The sequence below is a fragment of the Streptomyces sp. NPDC045287 genome (assembly GCF_056432325.1).
This window is the reverse complement of sequence record NZ_JBWKJG010000030.1, coordinates 1-20,903: the sequence shown is the minus strand read 5'-3', so window position 1 is coordinate 20,903 and position 20,903 is coordinate 1. Positions and strand designations below refer to the sequence as shown.

Here is a 20,903-nt window from a genome sequence, read left to right as displayed (position 1 = left end):
GCCCGCGTCGGCGGCTGCCCGTGGCGGGCCGGCGGGTGTAGCGTCCCCGCATGGAGTTGCCCTTCGACCCCTGGTCGCCCGGGTTCGTCGCCGACCCCTACCCGGCGTACGCGGCGCTCCGCGCCGGTGGCAGGGCGCACTGGTTCGCGCCCACCCGCCAGTACCTCGTCCCGCACCACGCCGACGTCTCCGCCCTCCTGCGCGACCGGCGCCTGGGCCGCACGTACCTCCACCGCTTCACGCACGAGGAGTTCGGCCGCACCCCGCCGCCCGCCGCGCACGAGCCGTTCACCACGCTCAACGGGCACGGCCTGCTCGACCTGGAGGGACCGGACCACACGCGGATCCGCCGCCTGGTGGCGAAGGCGTTCACGCCCCGCACGGTCGAGCGGCTGGAGCCGGTCGTGCGCCGCCTCGCCGCCGAGCTCGTGGACGGCCTCGTCGCGGACGGCGGCGGCGACCTCCTCACCCGGGTGGCGGAGCCCCTGCCGGTCGCGGTGATCGCGGAGGTGCTCGGCATCCCGGCGGCCGACCGGCCCCTCCTGCGCCCCTGGTCGGCGGCGATCTGCGGGATGTTCGAGCTGAACCCGGACGAGGAGACCGCCCGTCGCGCGGTGGTCGCGTCCACGGAGTTCTCCGCGTACCTGCGCGAGTTGATCGCCCGGCGGCGGAAGGAGCCCGGCGACGACCTGGTGTCCGCGCTGATCGCCGCGCACGACGAGGGCGACCGGCTGACCGGGCAGGAGATGGTGTCGACGTGCGTGCTGCTGCTCAACGCGGGCCACGAGGCGACGGTCAACTCGACCGTCAACGGCTGGTGGACCCTGTTCCGGCACCCCGAGCGGCTCGCGGAGCTGCGCGCCGGTGAGGTGCCGCTGTCCACGGCCGTGGAGGAGCTGCTGCGCTACGACACGCCGTTGCAGATGTTCGAGCGCTGGGTGCTCGACGACATCGAGATCGGCGGGGTGGTCGTACCGCGCGGCTCCGAGGTGGCGCTGCTGTTCGGCTCCGCGAACCGGGACCCGGCGCGGTTCGACGACCCGGACCGCCTGGACCTGGCGCGCGCCGACAACCCGCACGTCAGCTTCGGCGCGGGCGTCCACTACTGCCTGGGCGCGCCACTGGCCCGGCTGGAGCTCGCCGCGTCGTTCGGCGCGCTCCTCGACCGGGCGCCGGGGCTGCGCCCGGTCGAGGAGCCGCGGTGGCGGCCCGGCTACGTGATCCGGGGCCTGGAGGAGCTGCTGGTCACGCTGTGACAAGGTCGCGGCGCCGCAGCCCCGCGAGCCCCGCCGCGACCAGCAGCGCGGCCCCGGCGAGCAGGACCAGCACCGGCTGCCACGCCATGGCGGCGCCGGGCAGCTTCGGCAGGTGCCCGAACGGTGACAGGTCGAGGACGGCCCGCGGCAGGTCCAGCGCCGGCCCGACCCAGCCGATCGCGACGGACAGCCCGGCCGCGCCCCACGCCGCGACCGCCGCCCTCGGGACGGCGCCGTGCAGCAGTACGGCCAGCGCGCCGAGCAGCCACACGGCGGGCAGTTGGACGGCCACCGCGCCCATGACGGCGCCGAAGTCCCGCCCGTACGAGAGGTGCATGCCGAGCCCGGCCGCGCAGAGGAGCAGGGCGGACCCGGCGAACGCGACCACCAGGTGCCCGGCGGCCCAGCGCAGCCGCCCGACCGCGTTCGCCAGCACCGGTTCGGCGCGCTGCGAGGTCTCCTCGCCGTGCAGCCGCAGCACCGACCCGACCGCGTACAGCGCGGCGACCATCCCGAACAGCCCGGCCAGCGCGGACACGAAGGCGTCGGTGAGGGCCTGCGCGCCGCCCATGCGCGTGAAGACCTCCCGCGCCCGCTCGTTCTCCCCGACCAGGTCCGCGGCGCCCTCGACCATCCCGCCGAACACGGCTCCGGCGACGAGGAACCCGAGCGTCCAGCCGGCGAGGGAACCGCGCTGGAGCCGCCACGCCAGACCGCCCGCCGTGGCGATCCGCCCCCGGGCGGGGCCGGGCCGGGCGGGCAGGAAGCCCATCCCGACGTCGCGGCGCCCGGCCAGCGCGTACGCGGCGAGGCCCTGGACCAGGGCGGCGGCGACCGGCAGCGGCAGCACCCACCAGCGGTCCCCGGCGAACGCCCGGACGTTCTCGGCCCAGCCGATCGGCGACAGCCAGGTGAGGACCGACCCGCCGTCGGCGCGGCCCGCGTCGCCCGCCGCGCGCAGGACGAACGCGGCGCCCAGCACGGCCGCCGTGAGGCCCTTCGCCGACCGGGCGCTCTCCGTCAACTGCGCGGCGACCGCCGCCGCCGTGGCGAAGACCGTGCCGGTCAGGCCGATCGCGAGCCCCAGCGCGAGGGCGCTGCCCGCACCCCGGCCGGCCAGCCCGGCGGTGACGGCCAGGGCGATGGCGGTGTTGCCGGCGAGCGCGGCGAGCAGCGCGGCGGTCAGCGGCGCCCGCCGCCCGACCACGGCGGCCGACAGCATCTCCTGGCGTCCGGTCTCCTCCTCCTCGCGGGTGTGCCGGACGACGACGACCAGGCTCATCACGGCGGCGAGGACCGCCGCGAACACCCCGAACCGCCAGGCGACGAGCGCGCCCGTGGAGTCGCCGAACACCGGCCCGTACAGGGACCGCAGGGAGCTGTTGGCGGTCATCGACGCGGCCACCTCGGCACGCTCGGCCCGGGTGCCGTACAGGGCGTCGACGGAGCCGGCGCCGCTGACGACCACGGTGCCGAGGACCAGCACCCACACGGGCAGCATCACCCGGTCGCGGCGCAGGGCGAGCCGCAGCAGCGCCCCGGTCCCGGCGAGGTGGCGGGGCCCACCGGCACGAGATCCACCGGCACGGGACCCACCCGTGCGGGACCCGCCGGCACGGGAGGTGGCGGAAGCGGTGGGGGTCACCGGGCCACCGCCTCGTCCTCGTAGTGGCGCAGGAACAGCTCCTCCAGGGTGGGCGGCGCGCTGGTCAGCGACCGCACCCCGGCCTCGGTGAGGGAGCGCAGGACGGCGTCGAGCCGGTCGGTGTCGACCTGGAGCCGTACGCGGGTGCCGTCGACCCGCAGGTCGTGGACGCCCGGCAGGTGCGCGAGCCCGTTCGGCGGGGCGGCCAGCTCGGCCGCCACGCTGGTGCGGGTCAGGTGGCGCAGCTCGGCGAGCGAACCGGACTCGACGGTGCGGCCCCTGCGGACGATGCTCACCCGGTCGCAGAGGCTCTCGACCTCGCTGAGGATGTGCGAGGACAGCAGCACCGTGCGGCCCCGGTCGCGCTCCTCGCGCACGCACGCCTGGAAGACGCCCTCCATCAGCGGGTCGAGGCCGCTGGTCGGCTCGTCGAGGACCAGCACGTCCACGTCGGAGGCGAACGCGGCGACGAGGGCGACCTTCTGGCGGTTGCCCTTGGAGTAGGTGCGGCCCTTCTTCGTCGGGTCCAGTTCGAACCGCTCGACCAGTTCGGCGCGCCGCGCCTCGTCCAGGCCGCCTCGCAGCCTGCCGTACAGGTCGATCACCTCGCCGCCGGACAGGCCGCGCCAGAGCGTCACGTCGCCGGGGACGTACGCCACGCGGCGGTGCAGCTCGACGGCGTCCCGCCAGGGGTCGCGGCCGAGGAGCCGGGCGGTGCCGGAGTCGGCGCGGAGCAGGCCGAGGAGGACGCGGATGGTGGTCGACTTGCCGGAGCCGTTGGGGCCGAGGAAGCCGTGGACCTCGCCGGCCGCGACGGTCAGGTCGAGGCCGGCGAGCGCGTGGGTGCGCCCGAAGGACTTGTGCAGTCCGGTGACGGTGATGGCGTTCGTCATGCTTCGACGGTACGACTACTTTCACAAAATTCTGAAGTTAAGGAACCGTATAAAATCGGCGGGGTTCGGAGGACGACGGGAGAAGAGGGGCGCATGGCGACGGACGACCGGCTCGGGAAGCGGCCGGAGCGCGACGAGGAGGCGGTGGCCCGTCGCGACGAGGAGGCGGCGGTACGCCGTGACGAGGAGGCGGTGGCCCGCTTCGTCGAGCGCTTCGCAGGGGAGCTGACGCAGGCCGGGATGCAGCGGATGGCGGCCAGGGTCTTCGCCGCGCTGCTCGTCTCCGAGGGGGCGGCCATGACCGCCGCCGAGCTGGGCGACCAACTGAGGATCAGCCCGGCCGCCGTCTCGGGCGCCGTGCGCTACCTGACGCAGGTCAACATGATCGGCCGGGAGCGCGACCCGGGCTCGCGGCGCGAGCGGTACGTGCTCCACGAGGGCATGTGGTACGAGGTGTTCACCCGCCGCGACGAGATCCTCAACCGCTGGCAGAAGACCCTGCGCGAGGGGGCCGAGACGCTGGGCGTCGACACGGCGGCGGGTGCGCGGATCGCGGAGACGGCGGAGTTCTTCCAGTTCCTCCACGGGGAACTGCTCCAGATCATGGACCGGTGGCGGGAGCACAAGGCCGCGACCGGCTGACGGCGGCCGGGCCCCGTCGCTAGGCGCCCTCCGGCGACAGCGCCGGGGCCGGCACCAGCAGGGACCAGGCGGCCGGCCGGACCGTCCACGTACGGCTGCGGACCGGCCCGGTCGGCTCGGCGTCCGCCCGGTAGCGGAACCCCGCACCGGCCGGGACCGACACGGTGACCGTGCGGGCGTCCGTCCGCCGGGGCGCGGCCGCCCGCGGGCGCACCACGACCTCCGCCGCGCCGTCCCGCGACACGACCGTCACGCCCTCCACCGGGTCGTCCACGTCGGCCAGCAGCCGCCCGTCGGCCTCCACCCGCAGCCGCTGCCCCCGCATCTGCGGCACCCGCCCGGTGCCCGGCCCCACCAGGGTCCGCACCAGCGAGCGGCACGTCCCCCACACCGACGGCGCCGGCACCCCGCCGCCCGAAAGGCGGAACCGTGCCTCCGGCGCCGCCGCGGGCACCGGCGACGGAGACCCCTCCGGGATGCGCAGGCCGCCCACGACCACCCCGCCCCCGTCGTCCACCAGCAGGTCGAGCCGCCGCTCCACCCCGTCCAGCACCGCCCGTGCCGCCGTCACCGCGCCGGGCGGGGCGCCCAGCGACAGGGCCAGCCGCACCGTCTCGCCCGGTCCCACCGGCACCAGCGACAGGGCCTTCCCGCCCAGCCCGCCGCCCCGGTGCAGCAGGCCCACGGCGCGCACCAGCGCCCGGTCGTCGCCGATCACCACGGGCCGCCGGGAACCCCGCCGCGCCAGGGCCCGCGCGAACTCCTCCGGGGTGTCGGGCAGGCACACCTTCGCGGCGGCGCCACCGCACAGCACGTCCTTCGCGATCCGTACCGATTCGCCGTCGAAGCGGCGCGCGACCGGGTCGATGACCACCAGTAGCTGGTCGGGAGCCGACACCTCGGTCCTTCCTCGGGTAGCATCTTTGTGCAAGAGCCCCTTGCGCTATTGCGCCAGGGGCTTCGTCTATTCCGGGGCACCGGTCCAACGGCTCAGGCTGCCGTCGTACACCGCCGTACGACGTCTCCCGCCCCTGGCCTTGGACATGCCCCGCCCGGAAGGGGTGTACGCCTGTGCCCGCACTTGTGCTGCTCGGTGCTCAGTGGGGTGACGAGGGCAAGGGAAAGGCCACCGACCTCCTCGGTGGATCCGTCGACTACGTGGTGCGCTACCAGGGCGGCAACAACGCCGGTCACACGGTCGTCGTGGGCGACCAGAAGTACGCGCTGCATCTGCTTCCCTCCGGCATCCTCTCCCCCGGATGCACCCCCGTGATCGGAAACGGCGTCGTCGTCGACCCGGCCGTCCTGCTCTCCGAGCTGAGCGGGCTGAACGAGCGCGGTGTCGACACCTCCAAGCTCCTGATCAGCGGCAACGCTCACCTCATCACGCCGTACAACGTCACCCTCGACAAGGTGACGGAACGGTTCCTCGGCAAGCGGAAGATCGGTACGACCGGCCGCGGCATCGGCCCGACGTACGCCGACAAGATCAACCGCGTCGGCATCCGCGTCCAGGACCTCTACGACGAGTCGATCCTCACCCAGAAGGTCGAGGCGGCGCTGGAGGTCAAGAACCAGCTCCTCGCCAAGATCTACAACCGGCGCGCGATCGAGGCCGGCAAGGTCGTGGAGGAGATGCTCCAGTACGCGGAGGAGCTGAGGCCGTTCGTCGCGGACACGACGCTGATCCTGAACAACGCGATCGACGAGGGCAAGGTCGTCCTCTTCGAGGGCGGCCAGGGCACGCTCCTCGACGTGGACCACGGCACGTACCCGTTCGTGACCTCGTCGAACCCGACCTCCGGCGGCGCCTGCACCGGCGCCGGCGTCGGCCCGACGAAGATCAGCCGCGTCATCGGCATCCTGAAGGCGTACACGACCCGCGTCGGCGCCGGCCCGTTCCCGACGGAGCTGTTCGACGAGGACGGCGAGGCGCTGCGCCGCATCGGCGGCGAGCGCGGCGTCACCACCGGGCGCGACCGGCGCTGCGGCTGGTTCGACGCGGTGATCGCCCGGTACGCGACGCGCGTGAACGGCCTGACGGACTTCTTCCTCACGAAGCTGGACGTCCTGACCGGCTGGGAGCAGATCCCGGTCTGCGTCGCGTACGAGATCGACGGCCGGCGCGTCGAGGAGCTGCCGTACTCGCAGTCCGACTTCCACCACGCGAAGCCGGTCTACGAGTACCTGCCGGGCTGGTCGGAGGACATCTCCAAGGCGAAGACCTTCTCGGACCTGCCGAAGAACGCGCAGGCGTACGTGAAGGCGCTGGAGGAGATGTCGGGCGCGCCGATCTCCGCCATCGGCGTCGGCCCCGGCCGCACCGAGACCATCGAGATCAACTCCTTCCTGTAGTCCCCGTAGTCCTGTAGTTCCGCAGTCCCCGTAGTCCCGTAGTACCGCGTAGTCCCGCCCCGTGCCCGGGGCCCCGCGCACCCCCGCGCGAGGCCCCGGGCACGGCGCTGTGCCGCCGTGCCGCGCCGTTGTGACGCCGTCGGCCGTGCCGCGCGCGCTGCCGCGCCGTGCCGCGGCCGGACCCGGGTTCACGGGGCGGCGCAGACCCGCAGCCCCTCGGGGGACGCGCAGGGCAGGTGGCCGTGGGTGCGGACGACGTCCTGGCCGCTTCCCCGCACCAGGTAGCCGAGGAAGCTCGACACGAGCGAGTCCGCGGGCGGCCGGCCGTACGTGTACGCGTACTCGACCTCCCGGTACGGGTATCCGCTCTCCGCCACGTCGTCGATCGACGGCGTCCGCCCGTCGAGGTCCAGCCGGTGGAGCCCCCGCAGGTCCTGGCCGGACCGCAGCTCGGTGTAGCCGAGCGCGCCGGGCACCTCGGCGACCGTCGCCATGACCTGCCGCGTCGAGTCGACCTCGCACCGCAGCACCCGCGCCGCCGGATCGGCCTTCACCCGGCAGTCGCCCGACGACGGCGCCGGCTCGTACCCGCCGAGGACGCGCCGCTGGAACACCTCCCGCGTGCCGGAGTTCGTGTTGCGGCTGACCAGGGCGATCGGCAGGTCGGGGCCACCCAGCTCGGACCACCGCCGCACCTCGCCCCGGTAGACGCGCCGCACGTCGGCGGTGGTCAGCCCGCGCAGCGGCACGCGGTCGTTGACGACCAGGGCGAAGACGGACACGGCGACCCGGTTCTCCCGCAGCTCCTCGTACCCGCGGTCGGGCTTCGGCCCGTCGGACAGGGCGACGACGGCGGGGGAGCCGCCCCGGTGCCGGGCCCCCGCCTCGGCGAGGGCGCGGATGCCGGTGGTGGTGCCGCGCGCGTCGACCGTCACGGTGGAGCCGGGGCAGTCCTCCTCGTACTTGCGCGCCGTCTCCTCCGCCACGGGCGCGAAGGCCGTGGACCCGACGACGGTGAGCGTGCCGGTGGCGCAGCCGATGGGCGGGCGGGTGTCGTCGCGGCCGACGACGATCCCGGCCAGGGTGACCACGCACACGGTGAGCAGGACGGTGATGAGCCGGGCCGGGCGGCTGAACACGGGCGGCCTGCCGTCGGAGGGGACGGCGGTGTTGGGCCGCACCTCCCCGTCGCGCAGGCCGCCGGTGACGCGGACGGGACTGTCGACCGGCCCGCCGGTGAGCAGGAACAGCAGCTTGAAGTGTTCGCCGGGGTTGAGCGGGACGCGCGGCAGGTGGAGCGTGCCGCCGCTGTGGGTCATCCCGGCCTCGGGGGCGAAGTGCTCCATCAGGTGGTCGGCGTCGCCTGGCTGGGTGACGGCGACGCCCCGGATCTCGCGGCCGGTGAACTCGACGGTCAGCCCGTGCGGCGGCCGGCCCGTGTAGTCGGCGTCGCCGACGCTCTGCGGGCCGTCGTTCTCGATGCGGAGCAGGACGAGGGTGGCGTCGGACAGGTCCACCTCGGGCCCTTCGCCGAAGAGGCCGACCCGTACGTTGGCGCGGCCACCGCCGCGGACGTCGCTGCCGATCGGGGTGTCCATCTGGACGCGGTACCCGAGGCGCTTGCGGCGCGGCACCCGCCGCTCGTACCAGAGCGCGGCGACGGAGGCGAGCACGCCGAGGACGGCGGTGAGGACGGCGACGACGTTCTCGGCGCTGAACCACTCCACGGGCGCTCCCCCTCGCTCGCACAGATGGCCGGCGGGACGTGTGGAGGTCACGGTAGGACGCGAGGAAGCACGGCGCGGACACGGGTGCCGTATGTTCATACGAGGTTCAACTCCACCGGCGCAGGGAGACCGCGCCAGGCCGCGCCACGGCGCGCCGAGGCGTCAGTGTCCGGTGGAGGGGAAAAGGTGAGGACAGGCGGCACCAGGGTGCGGGCCCCGGTCGGGGCGGGAGGCGAGTGGGCAGATGACGGCCACGGGAGCGGCGGACGCGTCCGGCGGGGAGTCCCCGGGCGATCCCCGCGGTGTGCTCGCCGCGGCGCTGGGCGAGATCGCGGCGGGTGCCTGCCTGCTGGACGAGAGCGGCCGCATCATCGTCGCCAACGCCGCGGCCGAGGAGGTCCTGGGCCGGTCCGCCGCGGAGCTCGTCGGCCGGGACGCGCACGAGCTGCTCCACCGCGACCGGCACGGCGCCCCCACGCCGAGGGCGCACTGCGCGCTGCGGAAGGCCGCCCTCGCCGGGCGCACGGCCCAGAGCGACGGCGAGTGGGCGCTGCACGGCGACGGGTCGCTGCTGCGGCTGTCGTGGCTGGCCACGCCCTACGCCCGGGGCGGAGGGGCGCCGGCCACCCTGGTGCTCTTCCACCCGTACGAGCCCGTCTACCCGGCCTCCGGATCTCCGGCGCGGATCACCACGCCGCTGTCGGAGCTGGAGCGGCTGGCGCTGCTGGCCGAGACGACGACGACGCTGACGTCCACGCTCGACGTGGACGAGGCGCTGAACCGGCTGGTGGGCCTGGTGGTGCCGCGGCTCGCGGACTGGGCGGTCATCGACCTGATCAGGGAGCCGGACGAGGTCTGGCGCACCGCCGTCGTGCGGGCGGAGGGCGACGCCCTCGTGCACGCGGAGGACCTGGAGGGCCCGATGCCGCCGGTGCCGGAGCAGTCGCCGATGCCCCTGTCGCGGGCGCTGCGCGGCGAGTCGTCCGCGCTGGCGGGCCCGGAGACGTACCAGGGCCTGCCGGACTCGGGGATCGCGCTGGAGCAGCGCCGCCTGTTCGAGACGACGGGGATGCACTCGGCGGTCATCGCGCCCATCCGGGGCCTGCGGGAGGTCCTCGGGGCGCTCACCCTGGGCCGTTCCGAGCGGCCGGAGGTGTTCACGGGGGCCGACGTGGCGCTGCTGGAGGACATCACGCGCCGGGCCGGTCTCGCCCTGGCCAACGCCCGCCTGTACCAGCGGCAGCGGAAGGTCGCGGAGACCATGCAGCGCCACCTGCTGCCGCAGTTGCCGACCGTGCCCGGGCTGGGGATGGCGGCCCGGTACCTGCCCGCGCCGGACGCCTCGCACGTCGGCGGCGACTGGTACGACGCGTTCACGCTGAAGGACGGGGTGCTGGCCCTGGCCATCGGCGACGTGGTCGGCCACGACCTGGACGCGGCGGCGGGGATGGCACAACTGCGCAACATGCTGCGCGCGTACGCGTGGTCGCAACGGGGGCCGGTGAGCGAGATCGTCGACTGGCTGGACCAGGCGTCGCTGCACATCGCGGAGGTCTCCATGGCCACGCTGGTCTTCGGCCGGATGACCATGTGGGACGACGGGCGGTGCGAGCTGTCCTGGAGCAACGCCGGGCACCCGCCGCCGCTGCTGGTCACGCACGACGGCGTGGCGCAGTACCTCACCGAGGGCCACGGCGTCCTGCTGGGGCTCGGGCCGCACAAGGCGCGGACGGGCCGGGCCGAGGCGAAGGCGGAGCTGCCGCCCGGATCGACGCTGCTGCTGTACACGGACGGCCTGATCGAGGAGCCAGGCCGCTCGATCGACGAGGGCCTGGACCGGCTGCGCCGGCACGCCGCGGCGCTGGCCCACCGGTCCGTGGAGTCGTTCGCGGACGAGCTGCTCCAGCGGGCCAGACCGGCGCAGAACGAGGACGACGTGGCGATGCTGGCGCTGCGGATCCCGGGCTGACCGCCGGTGCGGATCCCGGACTGACCGCCGGTGCGGGTGGCGGGCGCGGATGCCACCCGTACCGTGACGCTCCCTCACGAACCCCGGGTGGTCATCTGGTCTAGACCCCTTGACAGGTCCAGACCAATGCGGTGAAGTGGCCGGCACCCCCCCCGCGAAGGAGTGATGACGTGTCACGACGCTTCGGCGCCCTGCTGGCCGCTTTCGCCACGGCGGTGGGCCTGACGGCCCTCCTGCCCGCCACGACCGCCTCCGCCGCCGACTGCGCGGCCCCCTGGAGTTCGTCCGCCGTCTACGTGGGCGGCAACACCGCCTCGTTCAACGGCCACAACTGGCAGGCGAAGTGGTGGACCCAGAACGAGCGCCCCGGCGCGGCGGTGGTCTGGGCCGACCAGGGGACCTGCGGTTCCGGCACGCCCGACCCGGGCCCGACGGACCCGGCACCGTCCGGATTCGTCGTCTCCGAGGCCCAGTTCAACCAGATGTTCCCGAACAGGAACCCGTTCTACACGTACAGCGGGCTGAAGGCGGCGCTCAGCGCGTACCCGGCCTTCGCGACGACGGGCGGCGCCACGGTCAGCCGGCAGGAGGCGGCGGCCTTCCTGGCCAACGTCAGCCACGAGACGGGCGGCCTCGTCCACATCGTGGAGCAGAACACCGCCAACTACCCGCACTACTGCGACCAGAGCCAGCCGTACGGCTGTCCCGCGGGCCAGGCCGCCTACTACGGGCGCGGCCCGATCCAGCTCAGCTGGAACTTCAACTACAAGGCGGCGGGCGACGCGCTCGGCATCGACCTGCTGAACAACCCGCACCGCGTCGAGCGCGAGGCGGCGGTCGCCTGGAAGACGGCCCTCTGGTACTGGAACACCCAGAACGGCCCCGGCACGATGACCGCGCACAACGCGATGGTGACGGGCGCGGGCTTCGGCCAGACGATCCGCTCCATCAACGGCGCGCTGGAGTGCGACGGCAGGAACCCGGCGCAGGTGCAGAGCCGGGTGTCGAAGTACCAGCAGTTCACGCAGATCCTGGGCGTCGCCCCGGGCGCCAACCTCTCCTGCTGAGACGGCTTCCCGGCCTTACCGCCCCGCTCCCGGACGGCCCCGTCCGGCCCCAGGCGTCCCGCGCCGGGGCCGGCGGGGCCGTCCGTCTTCGGGGCCGCTGCTCGGTCCGCCTTCGGGGCCGCCGCCCCGTCAGGCCCGGGGACGTGGCGGGCCGGTGCGGACAGGCGTCCGGTACGGCCGCCGCCGCTGCCTGCCCCGAGGGTCCGACACCCCGTCAGTTCGGGGAACCCGTCGCCCCTCGTCCGTCCCGGGGCCCGCCGCTCCGGCCCGTCCCGGGGACCCACTGCCCCGTCGGGAACGGGGGCCCGCCGCCTCCGTCCGTCCCCGGGTGTCCGCCGCCCCGTCGGCAACGGGGGCCCGCCGCCCCGTCGGGCCGTTCCCGTCAGGCCGTCGCCGTGTGGGCGAGGATCGTCTTCGCCAGCGGCTCCAGCACCGGCCGGGGCAGCGCGTGCCCCATGCCCGGGATCTCCACCAGCTCCGCGCCCCGGATGACCTGCGCCAGGTGCTGCGCGTGCGGCGGCGGGAACACGGGCTCGGCGGTGGCGGACACGACCAGCGTCGGTACGCCGGTCGCCGCCAGGGCCTCCGTGCGGAGCATCCCCGAGTGGTCCGCCCGCCCGTGCGCGGTGCTGACCCGGGCGTGCCCGGTGTGCGTGACGATCCGCCGCTCCAGCTCCCGCACCGCCTCCTCGTCGAACGGGATGCCGTCGCCGTTGAGCAACCGCCAGTGCGTGACCCGCCAGTCCAGCTCGGCCTCCGGGTCCAGGTCCTCGGGGCGGTGGGCCCACATGTCCAGGATGCGCGGGTCGATGGGCGGCAGTTCCTCGACGGGCGTGACGCTCCCGTCCGGCCGGGTGTACGGGGTGGTGCTGAGCGCGCAGGTGCCGATGAGCGTGGCGGTGCGGAGCCGTTCCGGGTGGTCGGCGAGGAGGAGCTGGGTCAGCATGCCGCCCAGGGACATGCCGACGACGTGGGCCCGCTCCACCCCCAGCCCGTCCAGCACCGCCAGCGCGTCGTCCGCGAGGTCGGTGATCGCGTACGGCTCGGTCTCGTACGACCAGGTCGAGCGGCCCGTGTCGCGGTGGTCGTACCGGATGACCCGGTGGTGCGCGGCCAGCGCGTCCACCAGCTCGTCGGGCCAGCCGAGCCCGGACGCCTGCCCGCCCATGATCAGCAGCAGCGCCGGAGCGTCGGCGTCCCCCCGCTCCTCGGCCCACAGGCGGACCCCGGGCGCGACGTCGACGAAGTGTTCACGGTGCATGGGTGTTCCCCCTCGGGCCGGAGCCATGTATTAGACGAGACGTCTCGTCTCGTGAGTACACCGTAGCGCGTCGCGGAACCGCCCGCACGGTTTTTCCCGCGGGGGTCCGGTCGCGCTCGCGCCACCGGACCCCCGCGCGCCCCCGCCGCGTGCGGAGGGTCAGGCCAGCCGCAGGTCGATCCAGGGGATCGTGTCGCCCTCCAGCAGGTACCGCTCCACCTCCACGAAGCCGTGCCGCAGGGCGAAGCGCAGACCGGACTCGTTCGAGGCCAGCACCACCGTCTCGATCTCCGTCGCGCCCAGCTCGCGGGCCCGCCGCAGGCCCCGGGCGTACAGCTTCCCGCCGTGGCCCCGGCCCCGGTACGGGGGCAGGATCCGCGCGATCACCGTCGCCGTCCCCGGTGCCTCCGCGGTCGGCGGGCGCACGGTGGAGCACCCCACGGCCGTGTCGCCGAGGTAGGCCACCTCCAGTACGTTCCGCCCGGAACGCTCGCGGACGTCGTCCGGGGACAGCAGGTGCGTAGGGATGATCTCGTTGTGGATGCGCCGCCAGTCCTCGATGCCGGACTCGCCGTCCACCTGTTCGATACGGAGTTCGTTCATCCGGGGAGCCAAGCGGCACCCCGCCCGGCCGTCAACCGACTTGCGACCGGCCGCTCCCGGTCCCGACCCGAGCAGACCCGATCCTTCCCGATCCGGTCCTTCCCGAACCGGTCCTCCCCGATCCGGCCTGGGCCTATCCGGCCCGACCCGGATAGGTCCGCCCCGGCCCCTCCCGATCCGCCCAGGTGAATCCGACCGGCCCCGATCCGGGCCGACCCGCCCGGATCCGATCGGACCCGGGCCGACCCGCCCGGCCCCGGCCGACCCGTCCCGGATGGACCCGCCCGGCCCCGGCCCGCCCCGGTGCGCCGGCCCGGTGCGCCGGACGGGGGCTCCTCGCGGGGCCCCGCGCGCTCGCCGGCGCACGGCACCGCCCGCCGGACGGGCTCCGCGCGTCTCGCCTCAGAGCCTCAGAGTCTCAGAGCCTCAGAGCGGCAGAGCGGCAGCGCGGCAGCGCGTCAGAGCATGAGCGCCCCCCACGTCTGGGGGCCGACGACACCGTCGACGGTGATGGCGAGGCGGGTCTGGAACCTGCGGACGTGCCTCTCCGTCAGGGAGCCGAAGACCCCGTCGACCGCGAGGGCATCGAGGTCCGGCACACGGGCGTTCAGGAGCCGCTGGAGCTTGCGGACCGCCGGGCCGCGCGAGCCGTTGCTCAGCGTCGGCGTCCCGGCGGCCTCCTCCTGCGCCGTTTCACCGCCCAGCAACATGCCCCAGGTCTGGGGACCCGCGACGCCGTCGACCTCGATCTCGACCCGGCGCTGGTACTCGCGGACGCGATCGTCCGTCACGGAGCCGAAGTCCCCGTCGACTTCCAGGGGGCGGAGATCCGGCATGTGGGCGTTCAGCAGCCGCTGGAGCTTCTCCACCGCGGCTCCCCGCGAACCCCTGCTCAGGGTGGGCGTGCCGATGCCGTCGTCCACGGGGGGCGTGCCCCCGCCCGAGACCCCCGACGGCTGGACGTCCAGGTACAGCGCGTACACCCCCAGGTCTCCGTCACCGTCCGTACCGCTGCAGACGAGCTCGTCGGTGAACTGCACCACGCGCGGATCGTCGGGGCGCTGGAGGATGCGGCGGCGGCTGTTCGCGTCCAGCAGCTTGTCCTTCGGGATGAAGACGGCCGACGGGTTGAACGGGTCGTCGGCGAGGCCGAGGAGATCGCTCACGGCGTTGACCAGGGCTTCGGACAGGAGGTCGATGAAGGGCTTGAGCACCGTGCCCGCCCCGCCGGTCAGCTTGGCGACGGCCGCGGTCGCCGCGGCGGAGAGGGCCTGGGCGACGGCCTGCTTCTCCTCCTCTATGTCGCCGGAGTCGTGCTGCACGAGCGCGAGCGACACGCTGAGGTCCTGCGCCGGTCCGGAGTACAGCAGGCGTTGGGCGCTGAAGATCCTCAGTCCCGGAGGCCCGAACCGCAGCGTGCCGCCGTCCGGGAACTTCAGCGGCGGCTGCGGAGACAACCCGGCGATCACCTGGACGCTGCCGAAGATGTCGTCTTCCACCTCTTGCCTGATGCGGCACTCAAGTCCGGTCCACACGACCTTCACGTCAGCCATGGCGCATCGGATCCCTGTACTCAGGGCCGGACGGCGAGGCTGATCCCCCGCTGGCCGTGCCTGCCCGACCGCGTGAAGTCCCGCACCCCGCCCCGTGGGCCGCGATGACGGTGACGAAGTGGGGCGGAACGCCTCTTACCGACACTCTAAGCCCGGTGGGACGAGGTGTCCTGTGTGGGCCGGACGCGCGATCCGCCCCCCTCGGGACGGGGTGGTCGGCGCGGTCCGACCGGGGCGTGGAGGGGGTGCGGGGTGCGCCGGCCGCGTGCTTCCGGGCAACGCGTCCGAGGCGGTCGGCGAGCGGACCGGCCACGCGTCACAGTCGCCCCCGCTGACCCGCTGACCCGCTGACCCGCTGACCCGCCGATCTGCCGATCCGCTGGCCTGCCGGTCCGCCGACTCGCCGGTCCGCGAGGGGCCCAGGAGGGGCGGCCTAGGCGTACGAGCGGATCAGGCGGGCCAGTTGGCGGCCCGCCATCCGCAGGGGCTCCTCGCTGTGGTTGACCTGGGCGGTGACCTCCGCGCCCTCCAGGGCGCCGATGACGGTGGTCGCCAGTTCGCGGGCGTCGGCGGCGGCGAAGCCGGCGCCCAGCAGCTTCTCGGAGACGAGCCGCTCCCAGTCGCGCAGCGCCTCCGCGCACGCCTGCTGGATCCCCGTCTCGCCGCCGAGCGTCTCCAGGGCGGCCGCCGTCACGGGGCACCCGTCGATCCACCCCGACGCGCGCAGCTCCACGGCGAGCCGGACGGCGCAGTTCTCCACGGCCTCGGCCGGGTCCTCCGCGCTGTCCAGCGCCTCCCGCAGGAACGCCGCGAACTCCGCGCCGCTGTGCCCGATCGCGGCGACCGCCACGGCTTCCTTGCCGCCCGGGAAGAAGTGGTAGACGGAGCCGAGGGTGGCCTGCGCCTCCTTGGCGATCTGCTTGATGCCCGTCCCGACGTACCCCTGGCGCTGGATGAGGCGCGCGGCGGTGGTGACGATCCGGTCGCGGGTCCCGGCGGAGGAGGCGGTCGCGGTGGCTGTCTGCATGGGGCGATCGTACCGAGAAAATGAGTAGAGCGTTCGTTCTAGGGGTGTGCTACGGTCGTGTCCTCGCCTGGATAGAGCGTTCGTTCTAGAGGTGTCCCGAAAGGTGGATCCCATGAGCAGCACGTCCGTCAACGCCCCCGCCCCCGTCACCGTCATCGGTCTCGGCCCCATGGGCCGCACCATGGCCGGTGTCTTCCTCGACCGCGGCCACGCCGTCACGGTCTGGAACCGCACCCCCTCCCGCGCCGCCGACCTCGTCGAGCGCGGCGCCCACCTCGCCGCCAACGCCGAAGAGGCGCTGGCAGCCTCCGAGTTGGTCGTGCTGAGCCTCACCGACTACGACGCGATGTACGCCCTGCTGGGCGACGTCGACCCGGCCGCCCTGAAGGGCCGCGTCCTGGTGAACCTCACCTCCGACACCCCCGACAAGGCCCGTGAGGCGGCCACCTGGGCCGCGAAGCGGGGTGCCACGCAGCTCACCGGCGGCGTCCTGACCCCGCCCTCGGGCATCGGCGACCCCGCCTCCACCACCCTCTACAGCGGCCCGCGCGACGTCTTCGACGCCCATCGCGCCACGCTGGAGGTGCTGTCGGGCGCCGACCACCGGGGCGAGGACCCGGGGCTGGCGGCGCTCCTGTACCAGCTCAACATGGTCATGTTCTGGACCGCCCTGTCCGGTTACTGGCAGGCCCTGGCGCTGGCCGGCGCCCACGGCCTGTCGGCCGCCGACATCCGGCCGCTCGCCGTCGACGCCCTGAACCTGGGGCAGTTCGTGGAGTTCTACACGCCCCGCGTCGACGCGGGCGACCACGGCGGGGACGTCGACCGGCTCTCCATGGCCGTCGCGAGCACCGAGCACGTCCTCCACACGGCCGCGGACGCGGGCCTCGACACGACGGTCCCGGAGGCCGTCGCCCGGATCTTCCGCCGCGCCGCGGAGGCCGGTCACGCGGCGGACAGCACGTCCGTCCTGGTGGAGGTGCTGAAGCGGCCCGCGGCCTGAACCGGGCGCAGGGGAAGGGCGCCGCGACACCCGGGCCCCGGCGCCCCGGTTCCCCACCGCCGTTGTGTTCTCCGCGGTCCTGGGGCCGCCGCCCGTACCGGCGGTCCGCCCGTGAGCGGGCCGGGCGGTGGGGGATCGCCGGGGACTTCCCGTAGCGAGCCGTCTTCACCGGACCCCACCGGCGGGGTGGGGCCGCCGGCCGTGCGCGGCCCTCCGGAGCCATGGGCGCGGATCCCCAGGGCGTGTCGTGGCACTTCCGCTTCCCTCACGCCGTCGCACGCCCGGGCCGGCGCCGCGCGCGTGCCTCGGTGGCTCGCCGGGCGTCTTCGAGGATGAGGTCCATGTTGATGGCGCCGCCCGCGGTGGTGCCGGCGCCGGCGGACTGGGGGACGGCGGCGAGGACGTCGCTGACGTTCCCGGCGGCCCACACGCCGGGTACGCCGGTGAAGCCGGAGGGGTCGACGGCGACCTGGACGCCGGGGACGGCGGGGTGGGGGCCGAGGGTCAGGCCCAGGTCTTCGAGGAAGCCGCCGCGGGCGGTGAAGGCGGGGGCGACGACGAGGGTGTCGAGGGGGACGACGGTGCCGGAGGCGAGGCGGGCGCCGGTCAGCTTGTCCTGCTCGGGGTCGGATTCCAGGGCCACGACATCGCCGTGGACCACTTCGATGCCGAGGGCGGCGAGCTGGTCCCACTGCTCCTCGGTGAGTTCCGTCCGCGCGTGGTGCGCGAACAGGGCGACCCGGTCGGTCATCTGCCGGAACAGCAGGGCCTGGTGGAAGTTGCCGAGGACGCCGACCTTGGTGTCGCGGGCCTCCCAGCCGTGGCAGTACACGCAGTGGATCACGTCGTGTCCCCACCGCTCGGCCAGGCCGGGGATGTCGGGCAGTTCGTCGACCAGGCCGGTGGCCACCAGGACGCGCCGCGCACGGGCGCGCTGCCCGTCCTGGGTGGTGAGGACGAACCCGCTGTCGTCGCGTGCGACCCGCTCGACCCGTCCGGTGACGAATTCTCCGCCGTAGGAGGCGACCTCTTCGCGGCCCACGCGCAGGAGTTCCAAGGGGGAGATGCCCTCCCGGCCGAGGATGTTGTGGGCGCCGACCCGGACGGCCGGGGCGTTGCGGGGTTCGCCTGCGTCGATGACCAGGACAGAGCGCCGTACGCGGGTCAGCAGCAGCGCGGCGGAGAGGCCGGCGGCGCCACCGCCGACCACGACGACGTCCCAGATGCGATCTTCGATGTTCTTCAGCCCGTTGGTGTCCATATCGGCACCGTCGCCCCGCCCGGCCCCCGAGGGCAAACCTCGTTGCCGTTTCCGCAATGATCCCGATCGTCCGTGCGCGGTGTGCGCGTACAGCGGCTGTGTTTGCCGCTTTCGTGGCGGTCGGCGCTGTGAGGCCGCGCCTGAGCGGTCCACGAAGCGATGTACATGGACGGCCCGGCCGGTCCCGTCGTCCCGCCGCGCGACGGAATGGTGGGACGTCGCACTTTTGGCGGCAGAACCTGCGGCAGGCGGTCCCACCGGCGGCCGGTCCGGCCCTGGGAAATGGGCGCGGGAGGAAATTTCCAGAGGCCGCTTGTTCGGTTCCGGTCCTGGAAGTGGCCTCATTCCTGAACTAGGCCGAAGACTTTTCCCCGCGGGCGATGAATGACGCTCTCCGGGACAGAAGTACGGTCACCTGCCTCGTTCACTTCTGTGCCCGGAAATCCGTCTGGCGGTAACGGGAAGGCGCCACGGAAATACCCGGTGAACAAGAGGACCGACCCCTCCGCCTCACCCGTGATCACGCTGCGCGGTCCCGCGGCCCCTGCGGACGCCGGGGTGGCGCCGGCCTCGTCGGTACGGCGTCGTGCCGCCCCGACCCTGCGCTACTTCGACGGCGTCACCAGATGACCATGTGGGTCACGTGGGCGTGGAGACCGAACGAAAGGGTTTGGTCCTGCCACTTCTCCAAGGTGAGGTTGTTCGTGTAGCCACTCTCCATAATGGTGTAGCTGAACGTGACCTTGTTGTTGCCCGAGTGGAAGTGCCTGACATGAGTGAGGTTCGGCGACAAGCTGCCGGCGTTGGCGTAACACGTTCGGCTGCCGGAGCTCGTCGTCAACCACACGAGGTCGGTCCGCGGGGGGAGGATGGGGTCTCCGCAAGAAGTGACGTTGATCGCGAAAGCGGGGGCCGCTGGAACCGCGACCGTCAAACCGGCAGCGGCCACCACTGCGACGAGAGCCCTCGTGAAGAATCTCTGAATATTGACAAGGCGATTATTTTTCACGGCGGTTACGCTACTTGCCCTGTCGATCGGAATTCAACGGTTCGCATCGGTTCTGCCCGTTCAGCCCCGGGGAGTTGCCCGAATGTTCGGAGGGAACCGCCCGGCGACCCGGCGAGCCGTGAAGCCCCATGCCGTGCGCCCGTTGTCCGCCAGGGCGGAAGTCCACCGGCGGTGCCCGCCGTTCGCATCCGGCGCCCACGGTACGGCGGATCGCGTCGACGGTCCCTCAGAGGTAGACGACGCGGACGACCGTGACGGTCGCGACGCCACGGCTCACGTAGTACCGGATCACCACGCCCGACACCGTCGCCTCCCGCCGGTCCTCGTCCGTGCCGATCGGCACCGAGCCGTACCCGTAGGGGTCCGGGGCCAGTTGGGCACGCATCCCCGCGTCGAACCGGGTGCGGAGGGAGGCGCCCATGGAGTCGAGGGCGAGGTCCGCCGGCGGCGCGTACTGGAGGCGGTAACAGCTCACTCCCGTACGCCCTCGCCGCGTGCCAGACGGTCGAACAACTCGGCGTCCTCCCGGTCCGCGTCCGTCGTGGACAGCGCCCAGCGGGCGAGCGCGATGGGCAGCTCCGCCACCGGGACGTGCGGGATCTCCGCGTCGAAGGCCCGCGCCCGGTCCTCGTCCAGGGCCGCCCGGATCGCCGCGATGGTGCCGGGCAGTTCGACGAGCCGCCCGGCGATCACCGTTCTCACGGGGCCGTGGCGTCCGCGAGGGACGCCGTCCAGGACGAGGGTGCGACGGCGAAGGAGCCGCCGCCGGGGTTCTTGGGGCCCCGGACGTGACCGGTGCGGGAGCAGACGGCGGCCTCGATGCACTCACCGCCGTGGGGGATGCCGTGGCTGGACTTGAACCACTGGGGGGTGTCGCTCATGGCTGTTCTCCTGCCGACTGCTCGATGGGACACAGCGATTCAGGAAGGGAAAGGGACTGTCCTCGGATCCTCGCACACCGCTGCGCGTACGTGCGCGCCTTCGCCGGGTCACCGAACAGAGGGATCCCGTCCCGGGGTTCCAGGTGGACGAGGTGTTCGTGCCCCGGAGTCTCCACGATCATGCCCACCGCACCCGCGCGCCCGACCGTCGGTCTGCCCTGGCTGATCGCCGCCGCCCGGCACCGCGCCGACCGAGACACGAGAGGGAAGTTCCGTGGAAGCCGCCTCCGCTGGGGTCTCGGAGGGGGAGGCAGTGTGCCCCTCAGCAGGGGTGGGGTCTGCAAGGAGGGGTCGTTCAGATCCTCTCCCAGGTGTGTGGGCCTTCGTGTTCGTCGTACATCGAGCATGCGTCCATGCCGTCGGGGCTGGTTGCCGGGCAGTCGGGCAGCAGGAGGAGCCGTGGTTCCGGGTTGCTCCACTCCGTCCATTCCACCCACACCGCTCCCACGGTCAGGCTGATCACGCAGGCCCGGTGCGGTGCGTCGTGTCCGCCCGGCTCCAGGCAGAAGACCGGTCCGATTCCCGGTGGTTCGCGCCACCGTTCGGTGATTTCCGCCGTGGTTTCCTTGGGGAGGGTGAATCCGTACCAGCAGTTTCCGATCACGTTGGTCGGTACACCTGCCGTGAGCCGGGCGTCATGACCCAGGGTCGGGGCCGGCCGGCCAGGTGCAGCACCCGGCCGCCGGCGCCG

General features: G+C 73.6%; 21 protein-coding genes. 7 read left to right on the top strand and 14 right to left on the bottom strand.

Features of this window, described 5'->3' with window-relative positions; translation table 11 throughout:
• Positions 1 to 50: 50 nt before the first annotated feature.
• Positions 51 to 1,256 (top strand): cytochrome P450, encoded by a 1,206-nt coding sequence (locus AC07D6_RS31600; RefSeq protein WP_315877611.1) that lies wholly within the window; start codon positions 51 to 53, stop codon positions 1,254 to 1,256.
• Here AC07D6_RS31600 and AC07D6_RS31595 read toward each other — a convergent pair.
• Together AC07D6_RS31595 and AC07D6_RS31590 are read right to left on the bottom strand one after the other, a co-directional pair.
• Complete coding sequence (locus AC07D6_RS31595) at positions 1,246 to 2,757, bottom strand: ABC transporter permease (RefSeq protein WP_479050168.1); 1,512 nt, start codon at positions 2,755 to 2,757, stop codon at positions 1,246 to 1,248. The two genes, AC07D6_RS31600 and AC07D6_RS31595, sit on opposite strands and share 11 nt — an antisense overlap.
• A gap of 140 nt (positions 2,758 to 2,897) precedes the next feature.
• Positions 2,898 to 3,794: an ABC transporter ATP-binding protein gene (locus AC07D6_RS31590; RefSeq protein ID WP_315877610.1), complete on the bottom strand. Its 897-nt coding sequence runs from the start codon at positions 3,792 to 3,794 to the stop codon at positions 2,898 to 2,900.
• Between the two features lie 93 nt (positions 3,795 to 3,887).
• On the opposite strand from AC07D6_RS31590, the gene AC07D6_RS31585 reads away from it, so the two are divergent.
• Complete coding sequence (locus tag AC07D6_RS31585; protein WP_479050128.1) at positions 3,888 to 4,436, top strand: GbsR/MarR family transcriptional regulator; 549 nt, start codon at positions 3,888 to 3,890, stop codon at positions 4,434 to 4,436.
• A 19-nt stretch (positions 4,437 to 4,455) separates the two neighbouring features.
• On the opposite strand, the gene AC07D6_RS31580 is transcribed toward AC07D6_RS31585, so the two are convergent.
• Entirely contained in the window at positions 4,456 to 5,334 is an 879-nt protein-coding gene (locus tag AC07D6_RS31580; protein ID WP_479050126.1) for a diacylglycerol kinase, read from the bottom strand.
• Between the two features lie 173 nt (positions 5,335 to 5,507).
• Here AC07D6_RS31580 and AC07D6_RS31575 point away from each other — a divergent pair, with 173 nt between their 5' ends.
• Positions 5,508 to 6,791, top strand: coding sequence for an adenylosuccinate synthase (locus AC07D6_RS31575; RefSeq protein ID WP_315877607.1), 1,284 nt, complete (start codon positions 5,508 to 5,510; stop codon positions 6,789 to 6,791).
• Positions 6,792 to 6,979: 188 nt separating this feature from the next.
• Here the strand turns inward: AC07D6_RS31575 and AC07D6_RS31570 are convergent, their stop codons facing one another.
• Positions 6,980 to 8,518 (bottom strand): substrate-binding domain-containing protein, encoded by a 1,539-nt coding sequence (locus tag AC07D6_RS31570; protein ID WP_479050124.1) that lies wholly within the window; start codon positions 8,516 to 8,518, stop codon positions 6,980 to 6,982.
• A 244-nt stretch (positions 8,519 to 8,762) separates the two neighbouring features.
• Between AC07D6_RS31570 and AC07D6_RS31565 the strand changes: the two genes are divergently transcribed.
• Both AC07D6_RS31565 and AC07D6_RS31560 read left to right on the top strand, forming a co-directional pair.
• Positions 8,763 to 10,487 (top strand): PP2C family protein-serine/threonine phosphatase, encoded by a 1,725-nt coding sequence (locus AC07D6_RS31565; RefSeq protein WP_479050122.1) that lies wholly within the window; start codon positions 8,763 to 8,765, stop codon positions 10,485 to 10,487.
• 170 nt (positions 10,488 to 10,657) lie between these two features.
• A complete protein-coding gene (locus AC07D6_RS31560) occupies positions 10,658 to 11,554 on the top strand; it encodes a glycoside hydrolase family 19 protein (RefSeq protein WP_479050120.1) in 897 nt (298 codons plus the stop codon).
• Between the two features lie 382 nt (positions 11,555 to 11,936).
• Here the strand turns inward: AC07D6_RS31560 and AC07D6_RS31555 are convergent, their stop codons facing one another.
• The 4 genes from AC07D6_RS31555 to AC07D6_RS31540 all read right to left on the bottom strand — a co-directional run bounded on the left by AC07D6_RS31555 (position 11,937) and on the right by AC07D6_RS31540 (position 15,998).
• Positions 11,937 to 12,815, bottom strand: coding sequence for an alpha/beta fold hydrolase (locus tag AC07D6_RS31555; protein ID WP_479050118.1), 879 nt, complete (start codon positions 12,813 to 12,815; stop codon positions 11,937 to 11,939).
• A gap of 159 nt (positions 12,816 to 12,974) precedes the next feature.
• Positions 12,975 to 13,418, bottom strand: coding sequence for an N-acetyltransferase family protein (locus AC07D6_RS31550; RefSeq protein WP_479050116.1), 444 nt, complete (start codon positions 13,416 to 13,418; stop codon positions 12,975 to 12,977).
• A gap of 458 nt (positions 13,419 to 13,876) precedes the next feature.
• Positions 13,877 to 14,971, bottom strand: coding sequence for a peptidoglycan-binding domain-containing protein (locus AC07D6_RS31545; protein ID WP_479050114.1), 1,095 nt, complete (start codon positions 14,969 to 14,971; stop codon positions 13,877 to 13,879).
• A 433-nt stretch (positions 14,972 to 15,404) separates the two neighbouring features.
• Positions 15,405 to 15,998 carry a TetR/AcrR family transcriptional regulator gene (locus AC07D6_RS31540; protein WP_315877600.1) on the bottom strand — a complete coding sequence of 198 codons (594 nt, stop codon included), beginning with the start codon at positions 15,996 to 15,998 and terminating at the stop codon, positions 15,405 to 15,407.
• A 112-nt stretch (positions 15,999 to 16,110) separates the two neighbouring features.
• Between AC07D6_RS31540 and AC07D6_RS31535 the strand changes: the two genes are divergently transcribed.
• The gene (locus AC07D6_RS31535; protein WP_479050112.1) at positions 16,111 to 17,001 is read left to right on the top strand and encodes an NAD(P)-dependent oxidoreductase; all 891 of its coding nucleotides are present in this window, start codon (positions 16,111 to 16,113) and stop codon (positions 16,999 to 17,001) included.
• 265 nt (positions 17,002 to 17,266) lie between these two features.
• Here the strand turns inward: AC07D6_RS31535 and AC07D6_RS31530 are convergent, their stop codons facing one another.
• Positions 17,267 to 18,262 carry an NAD(P)/FAD-dependent oxidoreductase gene (locus tag AC07D6_RS31530; protein WP_479050110.1) on the bottom strand — a complete coding sequence of 332 codons (996 nt, stop codon included), beginning with the start codon at positions 18,260 to 18,262 and terminating at the stop codon, positions 17,267 to 17,269.
• Positions 18,263 to 18,745: 483 nt separating this feature from the next.
• Here AC07D6_RS31530 and AC07D6_RS31525 point away from each other — a divergent pair, with 483 nt between their 5' ends.
• Entirely contained in the window at positions 18,746 to 18,892 is a 147-nt protein-coding gene (locus AC07D6_RS31525) for a hypothetical protein (protein WP_479050108.1), read from the top strand.
• On the opposite strand, the gene AC07D6_RS31520 is transcribed toward AC07D6_RS31525, so the two are convergent.
• From AC07D6_RS31520 to AC07D6_RS31500, 5 genes are all read right to left on the bottom strand, one after another.
• Positions 18,882 to 19,271 (bottom strand): beta/gamma crystallin domain-containing protein, encoded by a 390-nt coding sequence (locus AC07D6_RS31520; RefSeq protein ID WP_479050106.1) that lies wholly within the window; start codon positions 19,269 to 19,271, stop codon positions 18,882 to 18,884. The genes AC07D6_RS31525 and AC07D6_RS31520 overlap by 11 nt on opposite strands.
• Before the next feature lie 226 nt (positions 19,272 to 19,497).
• Positions 19,498 to 19,746 (bottom strand): hypothetical protein, encoded by a 249-nt coding sequence (locus tag AC07D6_RS31515; protein WP_479050104.1) that lies wholly within the window; start codon positions 19,744 to 19,746, stop codon positions 19,498 to 19,500.
• The gene (locus AC07D6_RS31510; protein ID WP_250335498.1) at positions 19,743 to 19,973 is read right to left on the bottom strand and encodes a hypothetical protein; all 231 of its coding nucleotides are present in this window, start codon (positions 19,971 to 19,973) and stop codon (positions 19,743 to 19,745) included. The genes AC07D6_RS31515 and AC07D6_RS31510 overlap by 4 nt, the downstream gene beginning before the upstream one ends.
• Entirely contained in the window at positions 19,970 to 20,152 is a 183-nt protein-coding gene (locus AC07D6_RS31505; protein WP_479050102.1) for a DUF397 domain-containing protein, read from the bottom strand. Before AC07D6_RS31505 ends, AC07D6_RS31510 begins: the two co-directional genes overlap by 4 nt.
• A gap of 355 nt (positions 20,153 to 20,507) precedes the next feature.
• A partial coding sequence (locus tag AC07D6_RS31500) for a hypothetical protein (protein ID WP_479050100.1) occupies positions 20,508 to 20,903 on the bottom strand: 396 nt, incomplete at its 5' end.

What these genes read in the sequence shown, in the direction of transcription:
- AC07D6_RS31595 (WP_479050168.1), bottom strand. Translation starts at nt 2,757, where the DNA reads ATGCTGCCCGTGTGGGTGCTGGTCCTCGGCACCGTGGTCGTCAGCGGC.
- AC07D6_RS31530 (WP_479050110.1), bottom strand. Translation starts at nt 18,262, where the DNA reads ATGGACACCAACGGGCTGAAGAACATCGAAGATCGCATCTGGGACGTC.
- AC07D6_RS31585 (WP_479050128.1), top strand. Translation starts at nt 3,888, where the DNA reads ATGGCGACGGACGACCGGCTCGGGAAGCGGCCGGAGCGCGACGAGGAG.
- AC07D6_RS31505 (WP_479050102.1), bottom strand. Translation starts at nt 20,152, where the DNA reads ATGAGCGACACCCCCCAGTGGTTCAAGTCCAGCCACGGCATCCCCCAC.
- AC07D6_RS31590 (WP_315877610.1), bottom strand. Translation starts at nt 3,794, where the DNA reads ATGACGAACGCCATCACCGTCACCGGACTGCACAAGTCCTTCGGGCGC.
- AC07D6_RS31545 (WP_479050114.1), bottom strand. Translation starts at nt 14,971, where the DNA reads ATGGCTGACGTGAAGGTCGTGTGGACCGGACTTGAGTGCCGCATCAGG.
- AC07D6_RS31550 (WP_479050116.1), bottom strand. Translation starts at nt 13,418, where the DNA reads ATGAACGAACTCCGTATCGAACAGGTGGACGGCGAGTCCGGCATCGAG.
- AC07D6_RS31540 (WP_315877600.1), bottom strand. Translation starts at nt 15,998, where the DNA reads ATGCAGACAGCCACCGCGACCGCCTCCTCCGCCGGGACCCGCGACCGG.
- AC07D6_RS31565 (WP_479050122.1), top strand. Translation starts at nt 8,763, where the DNA reads ATGACGGCCACGGGAGCGGCGGACGCGTCCGGCGGGGAGTCCCCGGGC.
- AC07D6_RS31535 (WP_479050112.1), top strand. Translation starts at nt 16,111, where the DNA reads ATGAGCAGCACGTCCGTCAACGCCCCCGCCCCCGTCACCGTCATCGGT.
- AC07D6_RS31600 (WP_315877611.1), top strand. Translation starts at nt 51, where the DNA reads ATGGAGTTGCCCTTCGACCCCTGGTCGCCCGGGTTCGTCGCCGACCCC.
- AC07D6_RS31555 (WP_479050118.1), bottom strand. Translation starts at nt 12,815, where the DNA reads ATGCACCGTGAACACTTCGTCGACGTCGCGCCCGGGGTCCGCCTGTGG.